The sequence below is a fragment of the Lysobacter sp. Root76 genome (genome assembly GCF_001428685.1).
Taxonomy (GTDB): domain Bacteria; phylum Pseudomonadota; class Gammaproteobacteria; order Xanthomonadales; family Xanthomonadaceae; genus Lysobacter.
Window position 1 is genome coordinate 22564 of record NZ_LMIK01000007.1, and the last position, 24946, is coordinate 47509.

Below are 24946 nucleotides of genomic sequence, written 5' to 3' on the forward strand. Positions count from 1 at the left end.
GTCGTACTCGTACAAGGAGAGTTGAATACCATGAAGCTTAAGTCAGCCATACTCGCTGCCTGTGTTGCGGCAGGCGCGTTCTGCTCATCTTCCGCTTTCGCCGGTTGGGAAATCTATGACGCCGGGACCGCGACCTGGGGCGACGGAACCGTCGTCCTCTCGGGCCCGACCTCGGCTACCGTCAACGGCATCCCGGCGCCGTGCACCGCCAACTTCACGCTCACGGTAACGGGCGGCGTGGCCGTGGTCTCGGCCGCCACCTTCACCGGCAGCTCGACCTGCAACAACATCACCTCCAGCGCCGCGACCCCGCCGCACTGGTCGGTGTCGGGCACCGCTTCCGGTACTTCGGTGTCCACGACGGTCGGCGGAATCAGCATCACGATCCTGGGCAAGACCTGCACCGGCAGCGTCGCGGGCACGCTGACGAACGCGCATCCCTACGGCGGCGGCAGCAACGGATTCTCGTTCCCCGTCACCAGCCTGCCCGTCACCGGCGGCGGCACCTGCACGGTCAAGTCGAATCCCTCGCTGACCGCCAGCAAGCCCATCCAGCTGACGCCTTGAGTGCGGACATCCGTGCGATCGGACCCTAGGCATCGATCGTAAGCACGGCCACGACGCCGACGGCACCCGCGTTTTGGTACGGGCCATCCCCGCCGCTACGAGCACGGACCGCTCAAAGCATGGATCGCTTTAAGCGGCGCGGGATGGGCCCACCGCCGTCGGCATGGACGGCGCCGCGACCCGACCCCGGTTCGCGGCGCATCGGGCCATCGTCGAAACGGCTCTCCCATTCCATCCAGGAGTTAAACATGTTCAAGACGACGCTTTCCGTGGCTTTTGCCACGGCCTTAGCCGGAATCGCCGTCACGTCCGCCGCATCCGCGGCCGTACCCACCGGTCCCTACGCGATCTTCAAGTACTGCCCGTACAACAATCCGCAAGTCGGCGCCTGCGTGGTCAACACCACCACTTCCGGCACGCTCGCGATGGGCGCCACCACCTTGCCGATCACCCAACCGATCGTGTTGCAGGGCGGTGTGATCGACACCGGCCCCTCGCCGCTCTACGACGCGGTGGGCGCGGCGACGCTGTCGGCTCCGGCGGCGAAAGTGCCCGGCGGCCTGCTCGGCATCACCAACCCCTTGCCGGAGTGGCCGCTCCCGCTTTGGGTCGCGTTCTGGAACATCGTCGGCACGGTCAACGACGTGACCGCGACCATGGAGCCGGTCGACACCATCCAGACCAACTTCGGCAATGCACTGTTTCCTCCGGACGACGGTAGCGACCCCACCGCGGCGACGCTGAAGGTGCGCGTGCGCCTGCAGAACCCGTTCCTGGGCAACAGCTGCTATATCGGCTCGGCGCAGAACCCGATCACGATCAAGCTGCAAACCGGCACCACCCAGCCGCCGCTGCCGAATCTGCCGATTTCGGGCAACCCGGGCAGCTACGACTTCGAGACGACCGATCCGGACAACGGCTACAGCGTGCTCCACATCAGCGACAACACCCTGGTCGACAACTCGTTCGCGGTGCCGGCGGCGAAGGGCTGCGGCAACATCGCCTTGGGCTTGCCGATCATCACCCAGCTGCTCGATACGCTGGTCTCGGGCGCGGTGAACCTGAAGGTGGGCCTGCCCTCGGCCTCAGGCAAGAACACCGCCATCATGAGCGGCAAGTCCGCCATCGCCGGTACGCCGTCGGTGCTGTCCAGCGTTCAATAAGTGACGGGCGATTCGCGCGATGCAACACCCTACGCAAGGCGGTTCGCGAGAACCGCCTTGCGATACTATCGAGGCATGAATCGAGGGGTTCTGTGGATGGCGCTGGTTGCGACGGCCGTAGCCGTCGGCGCGTATTGCTTTGAACGCTTTGGGGACGGTCAGGCCGCGGCGGAGACCAATTCGGTACGGGCCGGGACGCAAGCCGAGACGCCTGCGGTGGCCGGTGGAAACCCCGGTTCCGCAACGACGCTTCAAGTCTCGGTATCGCCCGGTTCGGCTGCCGCACCGTTGAAGGACGCATTCGCGCAGTTGCAGGCGCAAGCCGAGGCCGGCGATGCCGTCGCTGCGACCCGCCTGTATCGAAATGTCGGGTTTTGCAGCCGCTTGCCAGCACTGGATTGGATGTTGACGCGCACCGCCGACGAGCTGCTCGCGCAAAAGACCGAAAAGATGGATGCGCAGCAGCTACGCGACTACAAGATCCAGCTCGATGCGATCGAAGAGCGCAAGCCGGTCATGAAGCGCTTCCACGATCTGTGCGACGGAGCCAGCGCCGAAATGCTCGCCAGCCTGGTGCCCAGCCTCAAGCGTGCCGCCGAACTCGGCGACGTCGATGCGCGCGCCTGTTATCTCAAGCAGGGGCCGAATGTCGATCCGCGCAGTTTCGCGACGCGGCCCGAGCTGCTCGACGGTTATCGTCGCAGCGTCCATGCCCTGATCGATTCCGGTATGCAGGCAGGAGATTGGAAAGTGGTCGACATCGTCCGCCATGCGTCCCGAGTCGGCTCCGACAGCCTGCTTTCCGGCCTGCTGGGTTCGGACCCTACGCTGCACTACCGCTATCTCAAGCTATACCGCCTCGGCATGGGGCCGCGCGATGGCGCCCGACTGGATCAGCAGCTCGACTCCGCGGCCGCCTCGTTGTCTCCTGCGCAGCGCATAGACGCCGATGTCTGGGCGCAGACCACCTTGCAGAAGAGTTTCAGCGGTTACTCTGCGCAGGAAACGCCCGAGGGCTGGGATCCTTGCGGGTTCTCCTACGAATGAAACCTCTCTTCGGCGATACGCAGGCGACTCCATCCAGGTCTTGGGGCATGAGCAAATATCGCTTCCTACTGTGGGCTTGCCTGGTGCTGGCAGCCTTGTTCGGCGCCTATCTGCTCGGCCGCAAGGAAGGATCGAGCGGGCATCCGACGGCGCTGCCGGCGACCACCGCGGCGGATCCCGCCGGCCAGGCTCCCGGCAGCGAGCTGCCGATCGTCGCCAAGGCGAGTCTCGACTTCGACCGGGGCGCGTCGATGCCGCCGCTGGGCACGCCGCTGAAGACGGTGTATGCGCAATTGCAGGCGCAGGCGAACGCGGGCGACGCCCGGGCGGCAGCGCGATTGTTACGCGACCTCAACCGTTGCAGCCGTTTGCGCGCCACCGAATGGTCGACGATGCGCAATGCCGGCGACCTCACCGAGCACAAGACGGAGAATTTGAACGCGGCGCAGTTGCGGACCTATCAGGTCCTGCTCGAATCCGCCGAGATCCGTCAGCGCGAAGTGGAAGAAGGGCGGACCTTGTGCGCGGATGTCGGCGACGAGATTCTCGATACCTTGAACGCGAACATGGCCCAGGCCGCCCGGCTCGGCGACGCCGACGCGCGCGCCTGCTATCTCAGCCGCGGGCCGCTGTACGACCAGCGCAGCCTGCTCAAGCAACCGGCTGCGCTCGGCGCGTACCGCCGCGAGGCGACGGCGTTGATCGAGAGCGGCCTGGCCGCCGGGGACTGGCGGGTCGTCGATCTGCTGCAGAGCGCCTACGAGCCGGGCTCGCAGAGCCTGCTGGCGGGCGTGGTGGGCACCGACGTGGACCGGCACTATCGTTATCTCAAGCTTTATCGTCTCGGCGCGGAAAACTTCCGGGCGGCCCAGATCGACCGGCAGCTCGCGCTCGCCGCGGCGAACCTGAGTCCGGCGCAGCGCGCCGAAGCCGACGAGTGGGCGCAAACGACACTGCGCGAGAACTTCAACGGCGCCTCGACCGCCGGCACACCGCAGGGCTGGGATGCCTGCGCGCCTTTCGGGGGTTGAGCCAGATCGGCACGCGTGGGCTGAGAACGGGGGATCGTGTGACGCGCGTCGCACGGGTCGGTGCGGACCCAGCTTGAGGCAGCGACGCCGGCGTACCTAGCGGCAGCCAGCCAAGCTGGCCCGGAGCCCTTTGGCCGAGCCGGTCGTAGGGCGGCTCAAATCGCTCAGGGAAACCGAGCGGACGTCACCGACAGCGGCTTGCCGCTTCTATCGCTATAAAGACCGGTATCAGCATCGGCTGAGTCTGGAGAGACAGACCGCCAGCGAGCGCCGGATCCCGACCGAGTCGCGCCGGCACGGTCGCGCCTGCGCGGATCGCGGCGAGTGGCCGCTCGCATCCTCTGGATTCCGTAGGGAACTTGTAGACGCGTCGTCACTCAAGGCAGGCGATCGCCGGCTACGGCCAGAAGCGCAGGTGGGCGGCCGCATGCTCCGCGATTCGCCGAAGACCGCGCAGCGCGGTTGAGGCGGCTTTGGACAGGGAGGGTCTTGCGCGGATTGCGGATCGCCACGACGGCGTAGACTGATCCCGACGCTCGAGCCCTAGGTAGCGCGGGCCCGCCGGCCGTGACCAGGCGTTCGAGACCGGCATGCCTCGGGCCTCGTGAACGCAATGTTGAAGCTGGGCGAGGTGGGCGGGGTAGGATCGCTGGATCGCGGGACATCATGGAGGGTCTCTTGGGGACGTCCAGGGATTTCGACGGATTCTCTTCGTCCTCGCAGGGCGGCTCGGTCGACGGCGGGCGCGGCTTCGCCGGTTCCGGCAATCCGCCGACCGACGTTTCCGACCGGATCGCGCCGCTGGGCGTGCCGGCATGGGCCTTGAGCCTGCTCGCGCTGGCTTTCGGGGTCGCCCTGACCCTGTGGCTGGGCGGCGCGCAGGAGCGGCGCGTGGTCGACGATCGCACCGCCGCGCTCGAGAGCAGCGCGGAGCGCGGCTATCACTCGGTGGTCGATCGCCTGCAGGCCTGCGAACTGCTGCTGCGCTCGGTCCAGACCCTGTTCCTGACCTCGGACGAAGTCACGCCCGCCGAATTCGCCAACCTCTACGCCAACGTGCGGCCGCGCGAGCGCTTTCCCAGCCTGCAGGCGATGGCCTATTCGCGCCGCGCGCCGCGAGTGGACGGCGATCACTACATCACCGACCTGGTCGCGCCGCTGGCCGGCAACGAGCGCGTGGTCGGGCTGGACGTGAACCTGCAGCCGACCAATCTGGTCGGCGTGCTGAGTTCGCGCGACAGCGACCGCGCGGTGCTGTCGGCGCCGTTCCGGCTCGCTCAGCAGCGCGGCCCCGATTCGCGTCGCGACGGCGTGACCATGCGTCTGCCGGTATTCACCGCCGGCCCGCCGCCGGCCACGCAGGAGGAGCGTCGCGCGCGCATGCGCGGCTCGATCGCGATCTCGTTCCACGCCGGGCAACTGATCGAGGGCGGCCTGGGCGAGGAGGCGCGTCGCCAGCTGCAGGTCGAAGTCAGCGACGTCACCGACGGTACCGCGCCGGACAAGGCGATTTCGCTGTTCGCGACCGGCCCGGCCCCGACCGCGGCCACGGGATATAGGTTCGAACGCGACATCGACTACGGGGGGCGTCGCTGGCGGGTGCGCATGCGCGCGCTGAATTCGGTCAAGAACGGCGTGAGCGGGCACAACTGGGTGCTGCTGCCCGGCTTGCTGGCGAGCGTGCTGCTGGCGGCGCTGGTGTGGTCGGTCGCGCGCACGCGCCGGCTGGCGCTGGAGCTGGGCTCGCGCATGAGCCGCCGCTACCGCGAGAGCGAAGAGCGCTTCCGTGTCCTCAACGAACTGCTGCCGGCGCTGGTGCTGCTGGCGCGCCGCGACGACGGCAGCATCACCTACGCCAACCAGGCCTCGCGCGCGCGCCTGGGCGAGGCCATATACGAAGTGCCGCTGCCGGAGCTGTTCGAGGACGAACTGCTGCGCGACAAGCTGCGCGCGGCCGACCTGGTCGACTGCGCCAACGCCGAGGCCATGCTGCGCAGCGTCAACGGCGACCGCTTCTGGGCCAACGTGTCGATCACCGGCGTGGTGCTGGAGGGCCGTTCCAAGCTGCTGATGGTCGCTTCCGATATTTCCGAGCAGCGCCAGCTCACCGAATTGCTGACGTATCAGGCCAGTCACGACACCTTGACCGAGCTCTACAACCGGCGCGAGTTCGAGCGCAGGATCGAGCGCGTGCTGGCCGCCGTCGCCGCGGGCGGCCCGCCGTGCGCGCTGCTGTATATCGACCTGGACCAGTTCAAGCTGATCAACGATACCTCCGGCCACGTCGCGGGCGATCAGCTACTGAGCCAGCTGGCGACGATGATGAGCGTGCACTTGCGCGGCGGCGACGTGCTCGCGCGCCTGGGCGGCGACGAATTCGGCGTGCTCGCCACCGAAGTCCACGACCTCGCCGGGGCGATGCTGGTGGCCGAACGCCTGCGCGAGCACATCGACGGCTACGTGTTCGTATGGGAGCAGCGCACCTACACCGTCACCGCGAGCATCGGCGGGGTGATGCTGGACCGCGCCAACGTGACCCTCAAGGATCTACTGTCGCAGGCCGATACCGCTTGCTACATGGCCAAGGAGGGCGGCCGCAATCGCGTGCATTTCTATTCCGAGCACGACGACAACGCCGCGCGCCGGCGCAGCGAGATGGAATGGGCCAATCGCCTGCGCTGGGCGATCGACGAGGGCCGGCTGCTGCTCAAGTACCAGGAGGTCTGGCCGCTGTCGGCGGACGCCGAGCCCGGGCTGCACCTGGAGCTGCTGCTGCGCTTCCGCGACGAGGAGGGCCGGCTGGTGGTGCCCGGCGCCTTCATTCCCGCGGCCGAACGCTACGGCCTGATGCCGATGATCGACCGCTGGGTGATCGAGACCGCATTGGCCAACTTCGACCGCCTGCATCCGTCCGGCCAACAGCTGCGCACGGCGACCATCAACCTCTCCGGCGCCAGCATCGAGGACGAGACCCTGGCCGACCTGATCCTGGAGCTGCTCAAGCGCCACGCCGTCGAGCCGCAGCGGGTCTGCTTCGAGATCACCGAGACCGTGGCGGTACGCAACCTGGCCCAGGTCGCGCGCTTCATCGAGCGTCTGCGCGCGGTCGGCTGCCGGTTCGCGCTGGACGATTTCGGCGCCGGCATGTCCTCGTTCGGCTACCTCAAGAATCTGCCGGTGGACATCATCAAGATCGACGGCGCCTTCATCCGCGATCTGCTCACCGATCCGATGAGCCATGCCATCGTCAAGGCGGTGACCGACATCGGCCACCAGCGCGGACTCAAGGTGATCGCCGAGTGGGTGACCAGCGACGAGATCCTGATGGAGTTGGGGGCGATGGGCGTCGACTACGCCCAGGGCTACGCCTTGCACCAGCCCGAGCCGGTGCCGTTCCATCGGCGTTGATCGATGGCGATGGCGCGCTTATTACCGCGCCCTACGTAGGATGCGGCGAGGGGAAACGAATCGCGTCGTCGCGCGATACCGAACGACGTCGTCCGTTGAGCCCGTTCGCGCCTTACTCGTAAGTGCCGCCGGGCGAATCCAGCCACTGCCGCAACTGCAGCATCTCGCTTTCGAGCATGGTGATGAAGCGCAGACCGGTCCAGGTCTGGCCCGGCATGCTGGCGCGGTCCTGCCACAGCAGGTGCGCGCCGACTTCGATCGGCGAGGTGTGGTGCGGCGCGTCGCGCAGGCTGAAGCGCAACTGGTACAGCGCGTCTTCGACCAGCGGCGCGCTGGCGATCAGCAGCATGCCGGTTTCCGACAGGTTGCTGAGCTGACCGATCACGGTGTCGGTCATGGTGTCGACGACCTGGACCGGATCGCTGACCCGGCGCCGGCGGACGCGGCGGAATTCCTCGTTCATGCCTCGGCCTCCTCCGCCTTCTGTCCGCCGCTGACGAAACCACGCAGCACGCTGAGCGCCGCGTTCCAGGCCCGATCGACCAGCCGGCCCTTCTCGGCGGTGACCACGCGCGTCTGGCCGTGCGCCATCATCCGCGCCAGGCTGTCCAGCGACTGCTCGCCGACGCGCTGGCCGCGCTGATTCACGAACAGGGCGTTGTCGGTGACGGTGCTGAACCAGGACAGGCGTCTGCGCATTACATCGCCTTGCTGATTGATCACGAACTCGAACCAGGTGCCGAAGGGCAGGGTGCGGATGTGTTCCCAGCAGATCTGTTCCTGCTCGCTGCGCGCCGGAAGCTCGCGCTTGGCCGTGCCGCTGTCCTCGCCCAGGCGCGCGCGCGCCTTGAGCCTCATCGCCAGTTCCGTGCGCGAGGCGACGTCGTCGTTGGCCGCGGCGGCGCCGACGGTGAGCTGGCGCGAGATCGCATTGGCCTCGTCGGCGTGATAGCCGACCAAGGTCAGGGCATGTTCGATGTCGCCGTCCAGGCCGCCGGGCGCCTGTTCGCTGGCGCCGGCCACGTTGGCCGCGACGATCTGACGGGTCGCCTCGACCTGGCGCCGCCATTCGTCAGATTCCTCACCGTGCCGCAGCAGGGTCAGGGTCAGCACGTCGGACCAGGCTTGGGTCAGCAGTGCCTGCACGAACTTGGGCAGGGCTTGGCCGTGGACCGCCGCGGCGATGGCGTCGCTGGCCTGCTGCTTGGCCATCTCGAGCTTTTCCTTGCCGCGGGCGGCCTCGACATGGCGGCGTTCGGCGACTTCGGCCTTGCGCGCCATCGAGCGCAGATGGTCTTGCAGGCTCTGGTTGGCGGCCTCGAACACCGCCGCGTCGCCGTCGTAGTGCTCGACCACGTGATCGACCGCGCGCCGCAATTGGTCGTTGAGCTGCGGGTCGGCTTCCTCTTTCGGGATCCAGCTCGCGCCGGCCTCGGCGACCGCGTTCAATAATTGCCGCGCCGGATGCTGGCTGCGCACGAAGAAGGCGCGGTCCTGCAGCGCCAGGCGCAGCAGCGGCACCTGCAGGCGGCCGAGCATGCCGGAGGTGGCGGCGTCGCCGCGCAGTTCGCGTTCGATCTCGCCGTAGAACAGGTCCAACAGCTCGAAGGCGTCGCTGTCTTCGCGCGACAGGGTCGCCGCCTCGCCGCGTTGCTGGCGGGCCTGGGCGAGCAGGGTCTGGCGCAGATCGGCGACGCTGCGCTGCGCGGGCGCCGCGTGCGCGGGCGTGGCCTGGAGCGCGCGCAGGGAGTCGATGAGCTCGTCGGTGGCCAGCGGCGGGCGCGCGGCCGGCTGCGCGCCCGGGCGCAGCTTGCCGAGCAGCTCGCGGCGGCCGGACAGCAACTGTTGCAGCGAGGCGTAGTCGCTGCCCTCGTCGCCGCCGGCGGCGATCGCCGCGGCGTCGGTCTGGCCGGTCCAGGCGGTGTAGGGACGCGCGCCGCGCGGCCCGCGGGCGCCGTCCTCGCGCGCGCTGCGCGGGTCTTCGCTGCGCTCGACGTTCTGCGCGGTCGGGCGCGCCCGGATCGGCACGAACGACAGGCTGGGCAGCACGTTCTCGCGCGCCAGCAGGGCATTCATGGTCTCGACCAGCTGGGCGTAGCCGGTCATCACGTGCAGGTCGTAGATGCGGTAGAGGTCCAGCTTGGCCTCCTGGCCGATCTGCAGCACCGAGCAGGCTTCGGCCATGATCCGGCCGAGGCTGTGCGGGCCCAGCGGCAGGCGCTCGGCGTCGAAGGCCGGGGCGCCGGCGAGTACGCCGAAGCGCTGGCCCAGCAACAGCAGGGGCAGGCCGGCGCGCGCCTCCTGGCGCGCTGCGATCGCGCGCAGCGCCGCGTGCTCGTCCATCTCCTGGTCTTCGACCAGGCGCAGGTCGCGGAAGGTCGGCAGGGCCTGCTGCTCCTCGGCCGCCGTCACCGGTTCGCGGACCTTGGTCAGGGCGGTCTCCAGCCCGACCAGGTAGCGCGGGATCAGGTCGACCCGGTTCAGGCGCACCAGGCGCAGGGTTTCCAGATGAACCGACTGCAGGCTGGCGTTGCGGGCCTGGTCGGCCTGGCGGAACAGCTGCTGCTCGTAGTCGGCCAGCATGTGGTCGAGCGCGCGCGCCATCTCGTCGGAGACCAGGGCGTACAGATGCTCGAGCACCCGCCGCACGCGCTTGGGCATCGCCGCGGACGCCAGCGTGGGCCGCGGGAACGATTTGCCTAGCGGTTCGAATGTCGCGGACATGCAGGACTCACCGGTACCGGATCGGGCGATCTAATCACGCCCCCTTGAGACCCGCCAGCCCTGTCGCTGCCAAGCGGCCGGAATGGAGCGACCACCGATTCAAACGCGGGCAGGGGCGGAGCGCGGCCAGCGCGGGTTGGCGCCCGCTCGGCCGCCGATGTTGCGGGACAGCACGACGACTGCGACGCAAAGCCTAGTCGTCGAGGAACAGCGACACCACGTCGTTGGTGTAGCGCCGGCCCAGTTCGGTCGGGCGCACGCGTTCGCTTTCGCGCCCCTGGCCGTCCCGCTCCTCACCGTCTCGCTCCCCACCGTCCTGCTCCAGCCAGCCCCGCGCCAGCGCGGTCTGCAGCGGCGCGGCGATCGCGCTCCGGGCCAGGCCGGTGCGGGCCTCGAAATCCGACAGGGCGAAGCCGTCGACCAGGCGCAGGGCGTTGAGCATGAACTCGAACGGCCGCCGCTCCGGCGCGATGCGGTCGTCGCCGCCGATCGCCTCGGCGCTGCCGGCGCGGGCCAGGTACTGGGTCGGGTGCTTGATCTTCCAGCGCCGCAGCACGGCCTGTTCGGCGCCCAGGGTGATCTTGCCGTGGGCGCCGGCGCCGATGCCCAGGTAGTCGCCGTAGCGCCAGTAATTGACGTTATGGGCGCAGCGGCGGTCCGGGCGCGCGTAGGCGCTGACTTCGTACTGAGCATAGCCGTGCGCGGCCAGCAGAGCCTGGCAGTGCTCCTGCATGTCCCAGGCGCCGTCGTCGTCGGGGATGCCCTGCGGCGGGCGCGCGGCGAACACGGTGTTGGGTTCCAGGGTCAGCTGGTAGTGCGAGACGTGGGTCGGATCCAGTGCGAAAGCGCGTTCCAGATCGCGCTCGGCCATCGCCAGGCTCTGCTCCGGCAGGGCGTACATCAGATCGAGATTGAGGTTGTCGTAGCCGGCGTCCTGGGCCAGCTTGACCGCCGCCTCGGCCTCGCCGCTGTCGTGGATCCGGCCCAGGCGCCGCAGGCAGCCGTCGTCGAAGCTCTGGATGCCGAAGCTCAGGCGGTTCACACCGGCGGCGCGGTAGAGCTCGAAGCGGCCGTGCTCGGCGGTGCCGGGATTGGTTTCCAGGGTGATCTCGCAGCCCGGAGCGAAGCGCAGACGAGCGCTGGCGGCCTGCAGGAAGCGGTCGATGGCCTCCGGCGGGAACAGGCTGGGCGTGCCGCCGCCGAAGAATACGGTCTGCACGGTGCGGCCCCAGACCAGCGGCAGATCGTAGTCGAGATCGGCGAGCAGGGCGTCGACGTAGTCGGCGAACGGCAGCGGACCGCGGCCCTCGTGCGAGTTGAAATCGCAGTACGGGCATTTGCGCACGCACCAGGGCAAGTGCACGTATAGCGACAGGGGCGGCAAGGACAACATGCGCTCTACCTGGCCGCCTGCGGCTGGCGCGCGCTCAGGTCGATGCGGTAGTCGACGATGCGGATGCCGTAGTCGCGGCGCATCGACAGCGGTTCGAGCATCGCCGCGTCGTCGGCCTCGCCGGCGTCGCGGCCGACCACCAGATAGGCCGGCTGGTCCTGGCCGTGGTTGACCAGCAGCTCGCAATCGCCCGGGTCGAACGCGACCTGGCGGCCGTTGCGCGCCGTGCCCAGCGGTACCCGCAGCCCCGGACCGCGCGCCAGCGAGGCACTCCAGCGGTTGCTGTTCTCGCACTCGCCCTGGTATTCGCGGCCGAGGTAGACGCAGACCAGGCTGTTCTCGGCCACGCCGCGGCGGCCGTCCTGTTCGTACTCGATCCGGAACGGGAAGCTGTAGCGGCGGTGCGCCGGCTTGGCGTCGCCGAGTTCGCGGATCTCGTTGCGGCTGCAGGTCAGCGGCGACAGGGCGTCGAAGGAACTGCAGCCGGCGAGGGCCAGCGCGCCGGCCAGAGCCAGGCTAGCGGTGCGGAGCGGGAAGGTATGCGGCATGCGGACGGATTCGATTCGTGGGGCGGGCGCGCCGGCCCTGGGGGGAGGACGATCGCGGTGGCGACAAGGATACGCGGGCGGGTGGCGCCGGCCGGTGACGCACGCCGCGCTCCGGCTTTGACGGTCACACCACGCGGTAGCGGCCGATCCGGCGTTCCGACAGCGTCAGTGCGTCGCCGCGCGCGTCGATTTCGGCGTAGCGCGGCTCGTCGGCGGCGAGGAAGGCGTCGTAGTCGGCCTGCGAGGCCCGGCGATCGATGCTCAGATATTCGCCGCTGGACTCGTCGCGCAGCAGTTCGGTGCCCAGATAGCCAGGATGGGCGCCGAACAGCGCGACCCAGTCGCCCTGGGCGCCGTACAGCGCCTCGAACGCCGGTTCCGAGCCGGGACGCACCCGATACTGCCAAAGCACCGCGAACATGGGCTCAGCGTATCGCGTCCAGCAGTTTCTGGCGCAGCGCGGCCAGGGCGCGGCCGCGGTGGCTGAGGCGGTTCTTGAGCTCGGTGTCCATCTCCGCCGCGGTCAGGCCGTAGTCGGGGTCCAGGAACACCGGGTTGTAGCCGAAGCCGCCGGTGCCGCGGCGCTGGTCGATGATGATGCCCGGCCACACGCCCTCGGCGATGATCGGCTGCGGGTCGCCGGGGTGGCGCAGCAGCACGATCACGGCGTAGAAATGCGCCGCGCGCCGGCCTTCGGGCACGTCCTTCATCGCCAGCAGCAGTTTGTCGATATTGGCCTGGGCGTCGCCGTGCACGCCCGAATAGCGCGCCGAATACAGGCCCGGCGCGCCGCCCAGGGCGTCGACGCAGATGCCCGAATCGTCGGCCAGTGCCGGCAGCCCGGTGATCGCGCAGGCGTGGCGGGCCTTGAGCAGGGCGTTCTCGACGAAGGTGCTGGCGGTCTCCTCGGCGTCCTCCACGCCCAGGTCGCTCTGCGCGACCAGCTCGATGCCGGTGTCGGCCAGCAATTCGCGCAGTTCGATCAGCTTTCCGGCATTGCTGCTGGCCAACACCAGTTTCATCGCTTCAGCTCCAGCAGGTCCCAGCGGTTGCCGTACAGGTCTTCGAACACGGCCACGGTGCCGTAGGCCTCGTGGCGCGGCGCTTCCATGAAACGCACGCCCTGCGCGCTCATCGTGGCGTGGTCGCGGGCGAAATCGTCGGTATGCAGGAAGTAGCCGACCCGGCCGCCGGTCTGGTCGCCGACGCGCGCGGCCTGGGCCGCGTCGCCGGGTTGCGCCAGCAGCAGCGCGGTTTCGTTGCCGGGCGAGGGCGATAGCCGCACCCAGCGCTTGCCGCCGCCCAGGTCGGTGTCCTCGAGCAGGACGAAGCCGAGCGCGCCGGTGTAGTAGGCGATCGCCTCGTCGTAGTCGCGCACCAGCAGGGTGAAGGCGCCCAGGCTGCGCGGCGGCGAGGCGTCGCTCACGAGGCCAGGGCCTGGCGCTGGTGCTGGATCAGTTCGGCGATGCCGGCTTCGGCCAGGGCCAGCAGACCGTCGAGTTCCTCGCGCCGGAACGCATGACCCTCGGCGGTGCCCTGCAGCTCGATGAAGCCGCCGCCGTCGTTCATGACCACGTTCATGTCGGTGTCGCAGTCGCTGTCCTCGGCGTAATCCAGGTCCAGCACCGGCACGCCGCGGTAGACGCCGACCGAGACCGCCGCGACCGCGCCGAAGATCGGATCCTTGTTGATCTCGCGCCGCGCCTGCAGCCAGCGCACCGCGTCGACCAGGGCCACGTAGGCGCCGGTGATCGCGGCGGTGCGGGTGCCGCCGTCGGCCTGCAGCACGTCGCAGTCCAGGGTGATGGTGCGTTCGCCCAGCGCCTTGCGGTCGATGCAGGCGCGCAGGGCGCGGCCGATCAGGCGCTGGATCTCGAGCGTGCGCCCGCCCTGCTTGCCGCGCGCGGCCTCGCGGTCGCTGCGGGTGTGGGTGGCGCGCGGCAGCATGCCGTACTCGGCGGTGACCCAGCCTTCGCCCTTGCCGCGCAGGAAGGGCGGCACCTTGTTCTCGATGCTGGCGGTGCACAGCACCCGGGTCTGGCCGAAGCTGACCAGCACCGAGCCCTCGGCGTGGGCGGTGTAAGCGCGTTCGATGCGGACTTCGCGCATCTGCCCGGGCGTGCGCCCGCTGGGACGCGCGACGGCGTCGGTGGGGGCGGCGGAAGTGCCGGTCATGACCATGAGTTACCGTTTTGGTGGCCGGCGAGTTTACCATTCGCTCCCTGTAGGCCTTGGACCACCGCATGATCCGCAGCATGACCGCCTTCGCCAGCGGCGAACGCGTCACCGAATGGGGCACGCTCGGCTGCGAGCTGCGCTCGGTCAACCACCGTTTCCTCGAACTGGGCCTGCGCCTGCCCGACGAGCTGCGCGCGCTGGAACCGGCGCTGCGCGAGCGCATCGCCGCGCGCGTGAGCCGCGGCAAGCTCGACTTCGTGCTGCGCCTGCGCGCGCCCGAAGGCGCCGCCGCCCTGCAGCTCAACCCGACCCGCCTGCGCGAGCTGGGCGAGCTGGCGATCGACCTGCAGGCGCGTTTCCCGGGCCTGCGCACCGAACTCACCGACCTGCTGCAGTTCCCCGGCGTGCTGCAGACCCCGGCCACCGACCCGGCGGCGCTGCAGATCGCGGCGCTGGAACTGCTGGACGGCGTGCTGGACGAATTCCTGGCCGCGCGCGAGCGCGAGGGCGCCAAGCTGGCGGCGGTGATCGCCGAGCGCGTCGACGCCATCGCCGCGATCGCCGGCGACGTGCGCGGCATGATGCCGGGCATCCGCACCGGTCAGCGCACCAAGCTGGAAACGCGTCTGGCCGATCTGGCCCAGTCCAGCGGCGTCGGCGGTTTCGATCAGGGCCGCGTCGAGCAGGAACTGGTGCTGTGGCTGCAGAAGCTGGACGTGGAGGAAGAGCTCGACCGGCTCGACTCCCATGTCGCCGAGGCCCGCCGCGTGCTGAAACTGCGCGAAGCGGTCGGCCGCCGGCTCGACTTCCTACTGCAGGAATTCAACCGCGAGGCCAACACCCTGGGCTCCAAGTCGGTCGACGCGCGCAGTTCGGCGGCGGCGGTGGAGCTGAAGGTGCTGATCGATCAGGTCCGCGAGCAGATCCAGAACATCGAGTAGCTGCGGAGAAGCAGCATCTGGTAAGGGCGGCAACCAGTAGAGGCAGCAACTAAGCAACTAGTAGAGCAGCAACTAGTAGAACAGCAACTAGTAGAGCAGCAACTAGTAGAGCAGCAACTAGTAGAGCAGCAACTAGTGGAGCAGCAACTAGTAGAAGCAGTGGTCGGTAAAAGCAGTAACCAGTTTATGCAGTAGCGAGTAGGGGTGCTTTGCCGCTCCGCACTAGTTCCCAATTCCTATTCACTCGTTACTAGCCCCCAGCTACAGGCGAATTCATGCGCGGAACCCTCTATATCGTCGCTGCCCCGTCCGGTGCCGGAAAATCCAGCATCGTCAACGCGGTGCTGGCCCGCGACCCGAACATCAGCCTGTCGATCTCGTTCACCTCGCGCCAGCCGCGTCCGGGCGAACGCCATGCCGAGCACTACCACTTCGTCAGCGCCGAGGAATTCGAAGGCATGGTCGAGGCCGGCGACTTCTTCGAGCACGCGCGCGTGCACGGCGACTGGAAGGGCACCGCGCGCCAGTCGGTCGAGCCGCAACTGTCGGGCGGCCGCGACGTGCTGCTGGAGATCGATTGGCAGGGCGCGCGCCAGGTCCGCAACAAGGTGCCCGGCGCGGTCAGCGTGTTCATCCTGCCGCCGTCGCGGCAGGCGCTGGAGTCGCGCATGCGCACCCGCGGCCAGGACAGCGAAGAGGTGATCCAGCAGCGGCTCGCGGCCGCGCGCGAGGAAATGTCGCACTACGGCGAATTCGACTATGTGATCGTCAACGAGCACTTCGACACCGCGGTCGACGAGATGTGCGCGATCTTCGTCGCCAGCCGGTTGCGGCGCGAACCGCAGGTGGCGCGCCATTCGCGCCTGATCACCGCCCTGCTGGCCGACGAGGGCTGAGCGGGGCGCGACCCGGCCCAGCCCAGCTTTCCGCCTTGGGGTAGGAGCGGCGTAAGCCGCGACCCGACTGCCCCGCAAACCCAGCCTAGCGACGCCGTAGCCTACTGCCGCGGTTGCGGCTTACGCCGCTCCTACCCCCGGGTTGCGCTGCTTTTGGGCAGTTAACTGCTTGATTCTTAACCCCGAAAGCCGCCTATTCTTGCTCTGGGGCGCCGGCGCCGCTAAACTTCCCGGTCCCCATCCGCTGTAAAGACGGCCGCACCGGCCGCCAGGAGCCCCATGGCCCGCATCACCGTCGAAGATTGCCTGGAAGTGGTCGATAACCGCTTCGAACTCGTCATGCTGGCCGCCAAGCGCGCCCGTCAGCTGGCCAACGGCGTCGAGCCGCAGCTGGACAACAGCGAAGCCAACGACAAGCCGACCGTGTTGGCGCTGCGCGAAATCGCCGCGCGCCAGATCAACCCCGAATACATCGACGCGGTCGAGAAGTCCGAGCGCGAGCGCAAGGAGCGCGAGGCGCTGGAATGGGCCGCCGCCGAAGTGGTCGCCGACGACGACCTGTCCAAGGGCGACGACTGATCCGGCTGCGGCCTCCGGGCCGCGCCCGCGACACCCAACGGCTCCGCCTCGGCGGGGCCGTTTTCGTATGCGGGGCGCGGACGATGCCGCGTGTCGTGGCGCGGGACGGAGCTTTCTGTGGGAGCGGCGTGAGCCGCGATTGAACCCCGATCCGGGATCGCGCGATCGCGGCTCACGCCGCTCCCACAGACCGTCGGGCGGCCCGGCGGCCGGCACGAACCGTGCCCGCCGCCGTTAACTCGAGCCGCCCGCGCATACGGATTCCGGTAATCGCCACCATATTCATGTTTCCGATGCCGGAAACGTCCGCGGCCGCGTTGCAAGCCGCGCCGCCGCCCGCGTAGATTGCTCTTATGACCCCCGCCGAGCCCGCGCTGCAGTCCTATCCGGTCCCCGCCCACGAAGACGCGGACCTGCCGGACTACGTGCGCGAGTTCGAACGGTCCGCGCACTACCTGCCCGAAGCGCAGCGGCAACTGCTGCGCCGCGCCTGGGCGATCGGCGCCGCCGCGCACGCGGGCCAGACCCGCAAATCCGGCGAGCCCTACATCACCCATCCGGTCGCGGTGGCCAAGGTGCTGGCCGACCAGGGCCTGGACGTCGAGACCCTGATCGCGGCGATCCTGCACGACACCATCGAAGACACCCCGCTGACCCGAGAGGGGCTGGCGACCGAATTCGGCGAAACCGTGGCCGAGCTGGTCGACGGCGTCACCAAGCTGGACAAGCTGCACTTCCGCGACCGCCAGGAAGCGGCCGCCGAGAGCTTCCGCAAGATGCTGCTGGCGATGGCGCGCGACCTGCGCGTGATCCTGATCAAGCTCGCCGACCGCCTGCACAACATGCGCACCCTGGGCGCGCAGAGCGCCGAGGCGCGCGAGCGCATCGCCCTGGAAACACTGGAGATCTACGCCCCGATCGCGCAGCGCCTGGGCATGAATCTGATCAAGGCCGAGCTGCAGGACCTGGGCTTCCGCGCCCTGCATCCCTGGCGCCATGCGGTGATCGAGAAGCGCATCCGCACCCAGCCGGTGGTGCGGCGCGAGTCGTTGGTGCAGATCGAAGCGCATCTGGCCCAGCGCCTGGCGAAAGAGAAGCTGCAGCACCGCCTGATCAGCCGGGTGAAGTCGCCGTGGAGCATCTACACCAAGATGCACCACGAGCACAAAAGCTTCACCCAGGTCATGGACGTGTTCGGCTTCCGGGTCGTGGTCAAGAGCGTGCCTGATTGCTACCACGCGCTGGGCGTGGTGCATTCGGCGTACAAGCCGCTGGACGCGCGCTTCCGCGATTTCATCGCCATCCCCAAGGCCAACGGCTATCAGTCGCTGCACACGGTGCTGTTCGGCCCCTACGGCTCGCCGGTGGAAGTGCAGATCCGCACCGAGGAGATGGACCTGATCGCCGAGCGCGGCATCGCCGCGCACTGGTCCTACAAGCACGGCGGGGAAGGCCCGAACAGCGCCCAGAGCCGCGCCCACAGCTGGATCGCCAGCCTGGTCGAGTCGCAGCGTTCGACCGGCTCGTCGCTGGAGTTCCTCGAAAACGTCAAGGTCGACCTGTTCCCGGACGAGGTCTACCTGTTCACGCCCAAGGGCGACATCCTCTCGTTGCCGCGCAATTCCACCGCCCTGGACTTCGCCTACGCCGTGCATACCGATGTCGGCAACCGCGCGGTGGCCGCGCGCGTCGACAGCAAGCTGGTGCCGCTGCGGACCAAGCTCGCCAGCGGCCAGCGCGTGGAGATCATCACCGCCAAGTCCTCGACGCCGAAGCCGCAATGGCTGGAGTTCGTGGTCTCGGGCAAGGCCCGCACCTCGATCCGCCAGCAGCTCAAGCAGCTCGAACACGAGGACGCGGTCCAGCTCGGCCACCGCATGCTCGATCGCGCCCTGGAAGCGTTGGAGACCTCGCTGGACCGCGTGCCGGCGCTGCGCCTGGAAGCGTATCTGAGCGAAAGCCGCTACCCGCGTCTGGAAGCGCTGCTGGCCGATATCGCGCTGGGCAACCGCATGCCCAACCAGGTCGCGCTGGCGCTCGCGCGCGAGACCCCGGGCAAGCCGCGCGGGCGCGCGATCGACCGCCCGCGCCTGACCGAAGACAAGATCCTGATCACCGGCGCCGAGCGCGGCGTGATCAGCTTCGCCAATTGCTGTCTGCCGCTGCCTGGCGACGAGATCATGGGCTACCACACCGCCGGCAAGGGCATCGTGGTGCACCGGCTGGACTGCCCCAACGTCGCCGAATACCGCAAGTCGCCGGACCGCTGGGTACCGATCGGCTGGGACCGCCAGGTCAGCGGCGATTTCGGCGCGGCGCTTCGGATCGAGGTCGACAACCGCCCCGGCGCGCTGGCGCAGGTGGCCGCGGCGATCGCCGAGGCCGAGTCCAACATCGACCGCGTCGAGTACCTGGAGCGCGATTCCAACATCGCGATCATGCGGTTCTCGATCGAGGTCGCCGACCGCCGCCACCTGGCCGACGTGATGCGGCGCGTGCGCCGGCTCAACGTGGTGTTGGGCGTGCAGCGGATGTAAGTGGCGCCGGCGTCCGCGATGCGGTTCGCCTGTGGCTCACCGCATCCTACCCAGGCCGATCTGCGCATTCGTAGGATGCGGTGATAACCGCATCGGCTCCGTGTCGGTGGGCATGCAGCACATCTAGGCGATGCTAGCCGCCGCGATGCGGTTCGCCTCTGGCTCGCCGCATCCTACCCAGGCCGATCTGCGCGAGTCGCGGGATGGGCGATAGCCGCATCGGCTCCGTGACGACGCATTCGCGCCCCCGGGTCTCCCGCAATCCGAACCCCGCAAACGCAGACGCCGCCCGAAGGCGGCGTCTGCAACATCGCGAGGTAAGCCGAGGCTTACTTGGCGTTGCGGTCCTGGTTGTCCAGGGCCGACTTCTCGCCCGCGAACGGGTTGAGTTTGCGCCAGTTGCTCGGATAGTCCGGCCAGTCGCCCTGCAGATAAGGGTGATTGGGGTCGTTCTGCTGCAGCACGCGCTTGGCGTCGGCGGCCAGGGTCTCGTTGCCCAGGCCGGTGTAGGCCACCGCCAGGGTCGCGACCGCGTCGTTCTGGTACTTGCTCTGCGGGTAGGTTTCGAGCAGGAACTTGGCGCGCTCGGCCGCGGCCACATAGGCGGTGCGGCGCAGGTAGTACAGGGCGACGTCGAGCTCGTGGCGCGAGAACGTGTCGCGCAGCGCCATCATGCGCAGGCGCGCGTCGGCGGCGTAGCGGCTGTTGGGGTAGCGGTCGGCGACGATGGCGAAGTCGTTGTAGGCCTGCATCGGCGTGGCCAGGTCCCGGCGGCTGGCGTCCAGGCGCCACACGCGCTGCAGGAACACCGTGTCGCGGCTGGAGTTCACCAGGCCACGCAGGTAGTACATGTAGGAGGCGTAGCGGTGGGTCGGGTAGGTACGGATGAAGCGGTCGATGCTGCTGATCGCGTCGTCGTGCTTGCCGGACTTGAACTGGGCGTAGGCGGTCTCGACCAGGGCCTGCTCGGTGTACGGGCCGTAGGGGTACTGCGCGACCAGGCGCTTGAACGTGGCCTCCGCAGCGGCCCAGTTGCCGTTGGTCATCGAGGTATGGGCCTTGGTGTACAGCGCTTCGACCGGCTGGCCCTCGTCCGCATCCTTGTCCTTGAACATCTTGCCCAGCCGGCCGCAGCCAGACCCAGCGAGGACCACGATCAGCAACAGGGACAGCAGTCGGACGAGGCGGAGTGAAGGGGCGAAACGAAGGGTCATGGCAAGGTTCGCGGGCGCCGGAGGCACGAAGAGCCGATAATAGCAGTCCCTGCGCCTTGCCCCTGAATCCTGCCCATCCGATGAACGAGTCCGTAAACCCCCTCCAGGCCACCGTGCCCGACAGCGCCGCCGGGCGCCGATTCGACGCGGTCCTGGCCGAGTTGTTCCCGGACTATTCGCGCTCCCGGCTGGCCGCCTGGATCAAGTCCGGCGATGCCCGCCTCGACGGCCGCGAAGTCCGCCCGCGCGATCCCGTGCGCGGCGGCGAAACCGTCACCCTGACCGCCGTGCTCGATATCCAGACGCATTCCGAGCCCGAGGACATCGCGCTGGACGTGCTGTACGAAGACGAGCACGTGATCGTGATCGACAAGCCGGCCGGCCTGGTCGTGCACCCGGGCGCCGGCAACCCCGCCGGCACCCTGGTCAATGCGCTGCTGCACCGCGACCCCTCGCTGGCCGCGCTGCCGCGCGCCGGCATCGTCCACCGCCTCGACAAGGACACCTCCGGGGTGATGGTGGTGGCGCGGACCCTGCCGGCGCACACCGCCCTGGTCGAGCAGCTGTCCTCGCGCGAAGTGCATCGCCAGTACCTGGCGGTGGTGGTGGGGGCGCTGGTCTCCGGCGGCACCGCCAATGCGCCGATCGACCGGCACCCGCGCGACCGCATCCGCATGGCGGTGCGCGAGGACGGCCGCGACGCGGTCACCCATTACCGCCTGCGCGAACGCTTCCGCGCCCACACCCTGCTGGAATGCCGGCTCGAAACCGGGCGCACCCACCAGATCCGCGTGCACATGCAGCACCTCAAGCACCCGATCGTCGGCGATCCGCTGTACGGCGGCCCGCTCAAGCTGCCGCGCGGCGCGACCGAGGCGCTGGTCGAGGCCCTGCGCGGCTTCCGTCGCCAGGCCCTGCACGCCGAAACCCTGGAGTTCGCCCACCCGGTCAGCGGCGAGCCGGTGCGCTGCAGCGCGCCGGTGCCGGCCGACATGCGCGCGCTGATCAAGACCCTGCACGACGACACCGTCGCCGCGGCCGAAAAGGCGCGTTGAGCCATGCGCGACGGCGACGCCTGGCTGCCTGCCGACTGGCCCGCGCCGGCCAACGTGCGCGGCTTCACCACGCTGCGCACGGGGCCGGGCGTATCGGCGCCGCCGTTCGACCGTTTCAATCTGGGCTTGCGCGCCGGCGACGAGGCCGAGGCGGTGCTGCGCAATCGCGCGGCCCTGATCGAACACGCGGCCCTGCCGTCGCCGCCGCGCTGGCTGCGGCAGGTGCACGGGGTGGCTGTCGTGCGTTTCGACGGCGCCGCTCAGCTGCATGCGGATCTCGCAAACGCGGCAGCGAGCGAGGTCGCACGAACCGCCACGCAAACGCCGCCTCTCCCGCTCGCGGGAGAGGGCTGGGGCGAGGGCACCCCGGAGCCCGAAGCCGACGCTTCGGTGACCTCCACCCCCGGCACCGTGCTCGCCATCCTCACCGCCGACTGCCTGCCGGTGCTGTTCGCAGCCGACGACGGCAGCGAAGTCGGCGCCGCCCATGCCGGCTGGCGCGGCCTGGCCGCGGGCGTGCTCGAAGCGACGGCGGCAGCCATGCGCACGCCGCCGCAGCGCCTGATCGCCTGGCTGGGGCCGGCCGCCGGCCCGCAGCATTACGAAGTCGGCGCCGAGGTCTATGACGCTTTCGTCACCCAGGACCGCGCCGCCGCCCACGCCTTCGTCGCGACTCGCCCGCAGCATTGGCGCGTCGATCTGTACGCGCTCGCGCGCCGCCGCCTGGCCGCGGCGGGCCTCGTGCCCGCGAACCTGCACGGCGGCGGCTTTTGCACGATCTCCGATCCGCAGCGTTTCTATTCCCACCGTCGCGACCAGCGCGGCGGCCGCATGGCCACCCTCATCTGGAGCGAGTAATGCGCAAACCGTTTCGCCGTATCGCCGTCCTGCTGCTGTCGCTGGCGCTGGCCCCGCAGGCGTTCGCTGCGGAGGACTGCCAGTCGCGCATGTATTCGCTGCTCACCGCCGCCTATCCCGGCGCCCAGGGCGAAACCGGCGACAACGGCGAGATGCTGCGCCTGCCCGGCGCCGAGCCGCGCTGGATCAACCTGGGCGAGGTCGCCTGCAAGGTCTGGCCGGCATCGCCGGACAAAACCCTGATCGCGGTGATGCTGCAGCACCAGAACACCTTCGACGACGAAGGCAGCGCCGATCTGGAACTGCTGGTCGCCGACTCGATGCACGAGCGCATCGCCCAGCGATATCGCGAGAACGATGCCCTGCAGTCCGATGCGATCCGGATCACCGGGCTCGCCCTGGACACGGCGCGCTACCGTCTCAACGAGAGCACCACGGCCTTCGGTGTGCGGGTGAACTCCGCCAATGGCTCGCGCGCCAATCCCTACAGCAGTACCCGGCTGAGCCTGTACGTGCTCGACGGCGTTACGATCCGGCCGGTGTTGCGCGATATCGAGATGGATGCCGACAACGGCGAGTGGGACACCCGCTGCGACGGCGAATTCCATAGCAGCCGCAGCACGCTCGCGGTCGACGGCAAACGCGACCACGGTTACGCCGGACTGATCCTGCGCACCGTCGACAAGAGCACGCGCCAGTCGCTGAAGGGCGATGAATGCGCGGAGAGCGTCGCCGAGTCGGAGACGCGCAGCGAGCGCCTGAGCTACGACGGTCGCGAGTACTCGAAGCCGGACTGAGCTGCGTCTGCCCATGAGCGCTTGTCCCGCCGATACCTCGCATCCTGCCGTCGCCGCGACGGCGGCCGCGCCCGGCCTGTATCGGCAGGTGCTGGGCCCGCGCTACGACCTGCTGTCCGCGCGCCTGCGCGCCCTGCACGGTCGCCAGGGGCTGCGCGCCTATCGCGGCGAGGTGGTGGCCGAGCGCGGCCGCTCCTGGCTGTCGCGCCTGTGCGCCTGGGCGGCACGGTTGCCGCCGGCGTATGCGGGCGCGATCGAAGTGGAGATCGCCGGCGACGCCGCATCCGAACGCTGGACGCGTCGCTTCGCCGGCCACGCCATGCCTTCGCGGCTGTGGGCGCAGGACGGCCTGCTGTGCGAACGCCTGGGGCGGGTGCATTTCGGTTTCGCTCTCGATGTCGAAGACGGTGCGCTGGCCTGGCGCGTGGAGCGCGTACGCGCGCTGGGTCTGGCGCTGCCCGCGCGCTGGTTCTCGGGCGTGCGCGCGACCGAGTCCGAGCAGGACGGCCGCTACCGTTTCGACGTGCGTGCGGCCCTGCCATTGGCGGGCTTGCTGGTGCATTACCGGGGTTGGCTCGATGTCGATTGATACGGCCAACGGCGAGCGTGCCGCGAGCGGCGCCGGCCAGGTCGGCACCGCCGCGAACGGCTCGGCTCGGCGCGAAGCGGCAGAGCCGCGTGCGGCGACCGGCGAAAGCGGTCCGGTGATCGTCTTCGACGGCGTCTGCGTGTTGTGCAACGGCTGGATCGGTTTCCTGCTGCGTCACGACCGCGCGCGCCGCTACCGCTATGCGGCGATGCAGGGCGCGCACGGTCGCGGTTTGCTGGCGGCGCACGGGCTGGATCCGGACGATCCGGTGTCGTTCCTGTTAGTCGAGGACGGCCGCGCCTGGACCGACACCGATGCGATCGCGCGGGTGCTGGCCGGCCTGGGCGGGATCTGGCGCGCGGGCGCGTCGATCCGTTGGCTGCCGCGCGCCTTGCGCGATCCGCTGTATCGCCTGATCGCGCGCAACCGCTACCGCTGGTTCGGGCGTTACGAGCATTGCCTGCTGCCGACGGCGGAGCAGCGCACGCGGTTTCTCGACTAGTGCGCCGATAGGGGGCGGGCGGGTCTGCGTTAGCGAAGCCTCGGTGCTTCGGCGGCGGGGCGAGTGGGCGTCGCCGTTGCGGCGGTCTTTATCCGCAGCCGGCATCGGCACTCCTGATAGCAGGATGTCCTTGCAGCTCCGTCCTTCTGCCTGCTGATCGAGCCCGGGTTCCAGCGACGGGTTGAGGCCCTAGGGCCTCGGATGGCAATTCGGCGTTCCCGCTCCGTAAGCCTACGTCCTGTTCATCGTTCTAGACGACCGGTCTAATTGAGTTTAGAGTCCGTAGCCATGAATACCGCCACCGCCCCCACCGACGTCCGCCAGCACATCCTCGACGTGGCCCACCCACTGTTGCTGCGCAAGGGTTTCAGCGCGGTCGGCCTGGCCGAAATCCTGGCCGCGGCGCAGGTGCCGAAGGGCTCGTTCTATCACTACTTCGGTTCCAAGGAGGCCTTCGGCGAGGCCGTGCTGGAAGCCTATTTCAGCGACTACCTGGCGCGTATGGATACCCTGCTGGCGCAGCCGGGGCCTGCCGCGCGTCGCCTGATCGGCTACTTCCACGATTGGCTGGACTCGCAGACCGGCGATGAGGCCCAGAGCCGCTGCCTCGTGGTCAAGCTGGGCGCGGAGGTCTGCGACCTGTCCGAGAGCATGCGCGCAGCACTGGGGCGCGGGACCCGCGGCATCGTCGAACGCCTGGCGCGCTGCATCGAAGAGGGCGGGCAGGACGGTTCGCTGTCGGCCCCGCCGGACGCGAACGCGGCCGCGCTCACGCTCTACCAGAGCTGGCTCGGCGCCAGCCTGCTGGCCAAGATCACCCGCGACCGCGCGCCCTTGGACACGGCCATGGTGGGCACGCGGCAGTTGCTGGGTCTGGCGCTCTACATCTGAGGCGGCGCGGCGCAGGCCCTCCCGCCTT

Annotated in this window: 24 protein-coding genes; 15 read left to right on the forward strand and 9 right to left on the reverse strand. The window is 69.1% G+C overall.

The window, feature by feature from the left end:
• The first annotated feature begins 30 nt into the window (after positions 1-30).
• From ASE10_RS20300 to ASE10_RS14310, 5 genes are all read left to right on the forward strand, one after another.
• Complete coding sequence (locus tag ASE10_RS20300; protein ID WP_156087875.1) at positions 31-567, forward strand: hypothetical protein; 537 nt, start codon at positions 31-33, stop codon at positions 565-567.
• A 119-nt stretch (positions 568-686) separates the two neighbouring features.
• Positions 687-1730 carry a hypothetical protein gene (locus tag ASE10_RS14295; RefSeq protein WP_157481019.1) on the forward strand — a complete coding sequence of 348 codons (1044 nt, stop codon included), beginning with the start codon at positions 687-689 and terminating at the stop codon, positions 1728-1730.
• A gap of 96 nt (positions 1731-1826) precedes the next feature.
• On the forward strand, positions 1827-2777 hold the full coding sequence (locus ASE10_RS14300) for a hypothetical protein (RefSeq protein ID WP_157481017.1): 951 nt from the start codon (positions 1827-1829) through the stop codon (positions 2775-2777).
• A gap of 47 nt (positions 2778-2824) precedes the next feature.
• Positions 2825-3808 (forward strand): hypothetical protein, encoded by a 984-nt coding sequence (locus ASE10_RS14305; protein ID WP_055900299.1) that lies wholly within the window; start codon positions 2825-2827, stop codon positions 3806-3808.
• A 678-nt stretch (positions 3809-4486) separates the two neighbouring features.
• A complete protein-coding gene (locus ASE10_RS14310; protein WP_235565767.1) occupies positions 4487-7216 on the forward strand; it encodes an EAL domain-containing protein in 2730 nt (909 codons plus the stop codon).
• 112 nt (positions 7217-7328) lie between these two features.
• Here ASE10_RS14310 and ASE10_RS14315 read toward each other — a convergent pair whose 3' ends face one another.
• From ASE10_RS14315 to rph, 8 genes are all read right to left on the reverse strand, one after another.
• Positions 7329-7679: a PilZ domain-containing protein gene (locus tag ASE10_RS14315; protein ID WP_055900302.1), complete on the reverse strand. Its 351-nt coding sequence runs from the start codon at positions 7677-7679 to the stop codon at positions 7329-7331.
• A complete protein-coding gene (locus ASE10_RS14320; RefSeq protein WP_055900305.1) occupies positions 7676-9940 on the reverse strand; it encodes a DUF1631 domain-containing protein in 2265 nt (754 codons plus the stop codon). Before ASE10_RS14320 ends, ASE10_RS14315 begins: the two co-directional genes overlap by 4 nt.
• A 193-nt stretch (positions 9941-10133) precedes the next feature.
• On the reverse strand, positions 10134-11333 hold the full coding sequence (hemW, locus tag ASE10_RS14325; protein ID WP_055900310.1) for a radical SAM family heme chaperone HemW: 1200 nt from the start codon (positions 11331-11333) through the stop codon (positions 10134-10136).
• Between the two features lie 5 nt (positions 11334-11338).
• Complete coding sequence (locus ASE10_RS14330; RefSeq protein WP_055900314.1) at positions 11339-11881, reverse strand: hypothetical protein; 543 nt, start codon at positions 11879-11881, stop codon at positions 11339-11341.
• Between the two features lie 124 nt (positions 11882-12005).
• A complete protein-coding gene (locus ASE10_RS14335; RefSeq protein WP_055900317.1) occupies positions 12006-12302 on the reverse strand; it encodes an antibiotic biosynthesis monooxygenase in 297 nt (98 codons plus the stop codon).
• Between the two features lie 4 nt (positions 12303-12306).
• Positions 12307-12903, reverse strand: coding sequence for an RdgB/HAM1 family non-canonical purine NTP pyrophosphatase (gene rdgB, locus ASE10_RS14340; protein WP_055900320.1), 597 nt, complete (start codon positions 12901-12903; stop codon positions 12307-12309).
• Entirely contained in the window at positions 12900-13280 is a 381-nt protein-coding gene (locus tag ASE10_RS14345; RefSeq protein ID WP_055900864.1) for a VOC family protein, read from the reverse strand. Before ASE10_RS14345 ends, rdgB begins: the two co-directional genes overlap by 4 nt.
• 23 nt (positions 13281-13303) lie before the next feature.
• Positions 13304-14056: a ribonuclease PH gene (gene rph / locus ASE10_RS14350; protein ID WP_055900867.1), complete on the reverse strand. Its 753-nt coding sequence runs from the start codon at positions 14054-14056 to the stop codon at positions 13304-13306.
• Positions 14057-14124: 68 nt separating this feature from the next.
• On the opposite strand from rph, the gene ASE10_RS14355 reads away from it, so the two are divergent.
• The 4 genes from ASE10_RS14355 to ASE10_RS14370 all read left to right on the forward strand — a co-directional run bounded on the left by ASE10_RS14355 (position 14125) and on the right by ASE10_RS14370 (position 19012).
• Positions 14125-15000 carry a YicC/YloC family endoribonuclease gene (locus ASE10_RS14355; protein ID WP_055900323.1) on the forward strand — a complete coding sequence of 292 codons (876 nt, stop codon included), beginning with the start codon at positions 14125-14127 and terminating at the stop codon, positions 14998-15000.
• 275 nt (positions 15001-15275) lie between these two features.
• Positions 15276-15896, forward strand: a complete 621-nt coding sequence (gene gmk / locus ASE10_RS14360) for a guanylate kinase (RefSeq protein ID WP_055900326.1) — start codon at positions 15276-15278, stop codon at positions 15894-15896.
• A gap of 279 nt (positions 15897-16175) precedes the next feature.
• Complete coding sequence (gene rpoZ, locus ASE10_RS14365; protein ID WP_055900332.1) at positions 16176-16475, forward strand: DNA-directed RNA polymerase subunit omega; 300 nt, start codon at positions 16176-16178, stop codon at positions 16473-16475.
• A 353-nt stretch (positions 16476-16828) separates the two neighbouring features.
• Positions 16829-19012, forward strand: a complete 2184-nt coding sequence (locus ASE10_RS14370) for a bifunctional (p)ppGpp synthetase/guanosine-3',5'-bis(diphosphate) 3'-pyrophosphohydrolase (protein ID WP_055900337.1) — start codon at positions 16829-16831, stop codon at positions 19010-19012.
• A 329-nt stretch (positions 19013-19341) separates the two neighbouring features.
• On the opposite strand, the gene ASE10_RS14375 is transcribed toward ASE10_RS14370, so the two are convergent.
• Positions 19342-20226 carry an outer membrane protein assembly factor BamD gene (locus ASE10_RS14375; RefSeq protein ID WP_055900339.1) on the reverse strand — a complete coding sequence of 295 codons (885 nt, stop codon included), beginning with the start codon at positions 20224-20226 and terminating at the stop codon, positions 19342-19344.
• Between the two features lie 80 nt (positions 20227-20306).
• On the opposite strand from ASE10_RS14375, the gene rluD reads away from it, so the two are divergent.
• The 6 genes from rluD to ASE10_RS14405 all read left to right on the forward strand — a co-directional run bounded on the left by rluD (position 20307) and on the right by ASE10_RS14405 (position 24918).
• Entirely contained in the window at positions 20307-21281 is a 975-nt protein-coding gene (rluD, locus tag ASE10_RS14380; RefSeq protein WP_055900342.1) for a 23S rRNA pseudouridine(1911/1915/1917) synthase RluD, read from the forward strand.
• 3 nt (positions 21282-21284) lie between these two features.
• Entirely contained in the window at positions 21285-22139 is an 855-nt protein-coding gene (gene pgeF / locus ASE10_RS14385; protein ID WP_056305880.1) for a peptidoglycan editing factor PgeF, read from the forward strand.
• Positions 22139-22936, forward strand: a complete 798-nt coding sequence (locus ASE10_RS14390; protein WP_055900348.1) for a hypothetical protein — start codon at positions 22139-22141, stop codon at positions 22934-22936. Before pgeF ends, ASE10_RS14390 begins: the two co-directional genes overlap by 1 nt.
• A gap of 13 nt (positions 22937-22949) precedes the next feature.
• The gene (locus ASE10_RS14395; protein WP_055900351.1) at positions 22950-23525 is read left to right on the forward strand and encodes a DUF4166 domain-containing protein; all 576 of its coding nucleotides are present in this window, start codon (positions 22950-22952) and stop codon (positions 23523-23525) included.
• Positions 23515-24027 carry a thiol-disulfide oxidoreductase DCC family protein gene (locus tag ASE10_RS14400; RefSeq protein WP_082559540.1) on the forward strand — a complete coding sequence of 171 codons (513 nt, stop codon included), beginning with the start codon at positions 23515-23517 and terminating at the stop codon, positions 24025-24027. The genes ASE10_RS14395 and ASE10_RS14400 overlap by 11 nt, the downstream gene beginning before the upstream one ends.
• A 288-nt stretch (positions 24028-24315) precedes the next feature.
• Positions 24316-24918 (forward strand): TetR/AcrR family transcriptional regulator, encoded by a 603-nt coding sequence (locus ASE10_RS14405; protein WP_055900353.1) that lies wholly within the window; start codon positions 24316-24318, stop codon positions 24916-24918.
• The last annotated feature ends 28 nt before the right edge of the window (positions 24919-24946 follow it).

Coding starts and splice junctions, on each gene's coding strand:
- ASE10_RS20300 (WP_156087875.1), top strand. CDS start 31: ATGAAGCTTAAGTCAGCCATACTCGCTGCCTGTGTTGCGGCAGGCGCG.
- ASE10_RS14295 (WP_157481019.1), top strand. CDS start 687: ATGGATCGCTTTAAGCGGCGCGGGATGGGCCCACCGCCGTCGGCATGG.
- ASE10_RS14300 (WP_157481017.1), top strand. CDS start 1,827: ATGGCGCTGGTTGCGACGGCCGTAGCCGTCGGCGCGTATTGCTTTGAA.
- ASE10_RS14305 (WP_055900299.1), top strand. CDS start 2,825: ATGAGCAAATATCGCTTCCTACTGTGGGCTTGCCTGGTGCTGGCAGCC.
- ASE10_RS14315 (WP_055900302.1), bottom strand. CDS start 7,679: ATGAACGAGGAATTCCGCCGCGTCCGCCGGCGCCGGGTCAGCGATCCG.
- ASE10_RS14320 (WP_055900305.1), bottom strand. CDS start 9,940: ATGTCCGCGACATTCGAACCGCTAGGCAAATCGTTCCCGCGGCCCACG.
- hemW (WP_055900310.1), bottom strand. CDS start 11,333: ATGTTGTCCTTGCCGCCCCTGTCGCTATACGTGCACTTGCCCTGGTGC.
- ASE10_RS14330 (WP_055900314.1), bottom strand. CDS start 11,881: ATGCCGCATACCTTCCCGCTCCGCACCGCTAGCCTGGCTCTGGCCGGC.
- ASE10_RS14335 (WP_055900317.1), bottom strand. CDS start 12,302: ATGTTCGCGGTGCTTTGGCAGTATCGGGTGCGTCCCGGCTCGGAACCG.
- rdgB (WP_055900320.1), bottom strand. CDS start 12,903: ATGAAACTGGTGTTGGCCAGCAGCAATGCCGGAAAGCTGATCGAACTG.
- rph (WP_055900867.1), bottom strand. CDS start 14,056: ATGACCGGCACTTCCGCCGCCCCCACCGACGCCGTCGCGCGTCCCAGC.
- ASE10_RS14355 (WP_055900323.1), top strand. CDS start 14,125: ATGATCCGCAGCATGACCGCCTTCGCCAGCGGCGAACGCGTCACCGAA.
- gmk (WP_055900326.1), top strand. CDS start 15,276: ATGCGCGGAACCCTCTATATCGTCGCTGCCCCGTCCGGTGCCGGAAAA.
- rpoZ (WP_055900332.1), top strand. CDS start 16,176: ATGGCCCGCATCACCGTCGAAGATTGCCTGGAAGTGGTCGATAACCGC.
- ASE10_RS14370 (WP_055900337.1), top strand. CDS start 16,829: ATGACCCCCGCCGAGCCCGCGCTGCAGTCCTATCCGGTCCCCGCCCAC.
- ASE10_RS14375 (WP_055900339.1), bottom strand. CDS start 20,226: ATGACCCTTCGTTTCGCCCCTTCACTCCGCCTCGTCCGACTGCTGTCC.
- rluD (WP_055900342.1), top strand. CDS start 20,307: ATGAACGAGTCCGTAAACCCCCTCCAGGCCACCGTGCCCGACAGCGCC.
- pgeF (WP_056305880.1), top strand. CDS start 21,285: ATGCGCGACGGCGACGCCTGGCTGCCTGCCGACTGGCCCGCGCCGGCC.
- ASE10_RS14390 (WP_055900348.1), top strand. CDS start 22,139: ATGCGCAAACCGTTTCGCCGTATCGCCGTCCTGCTGCTGTCGCTGGCG.
- ASE10_RS14395 (WP_055900351.1), top strand. CDS start 22,950: ATGAGCGCTTGTCCCGCCGATACCTCGCATCCTGCCGTCGCCGCGACG.
- ASE10_RS14400 (WP_082559540.1), top strand. CDS start 23,515: ATGTCGATTGATACGGCCAACGGCGAGCGTGCCGCGAGCGGCGCCGGC.
- ASE10_RS14405 (WP_055900353.1), top strand. CDS start 24,316: ATGAATACCGCCACCGCCCCCACCGACGTCCGCCAGCACATCCTCGAC.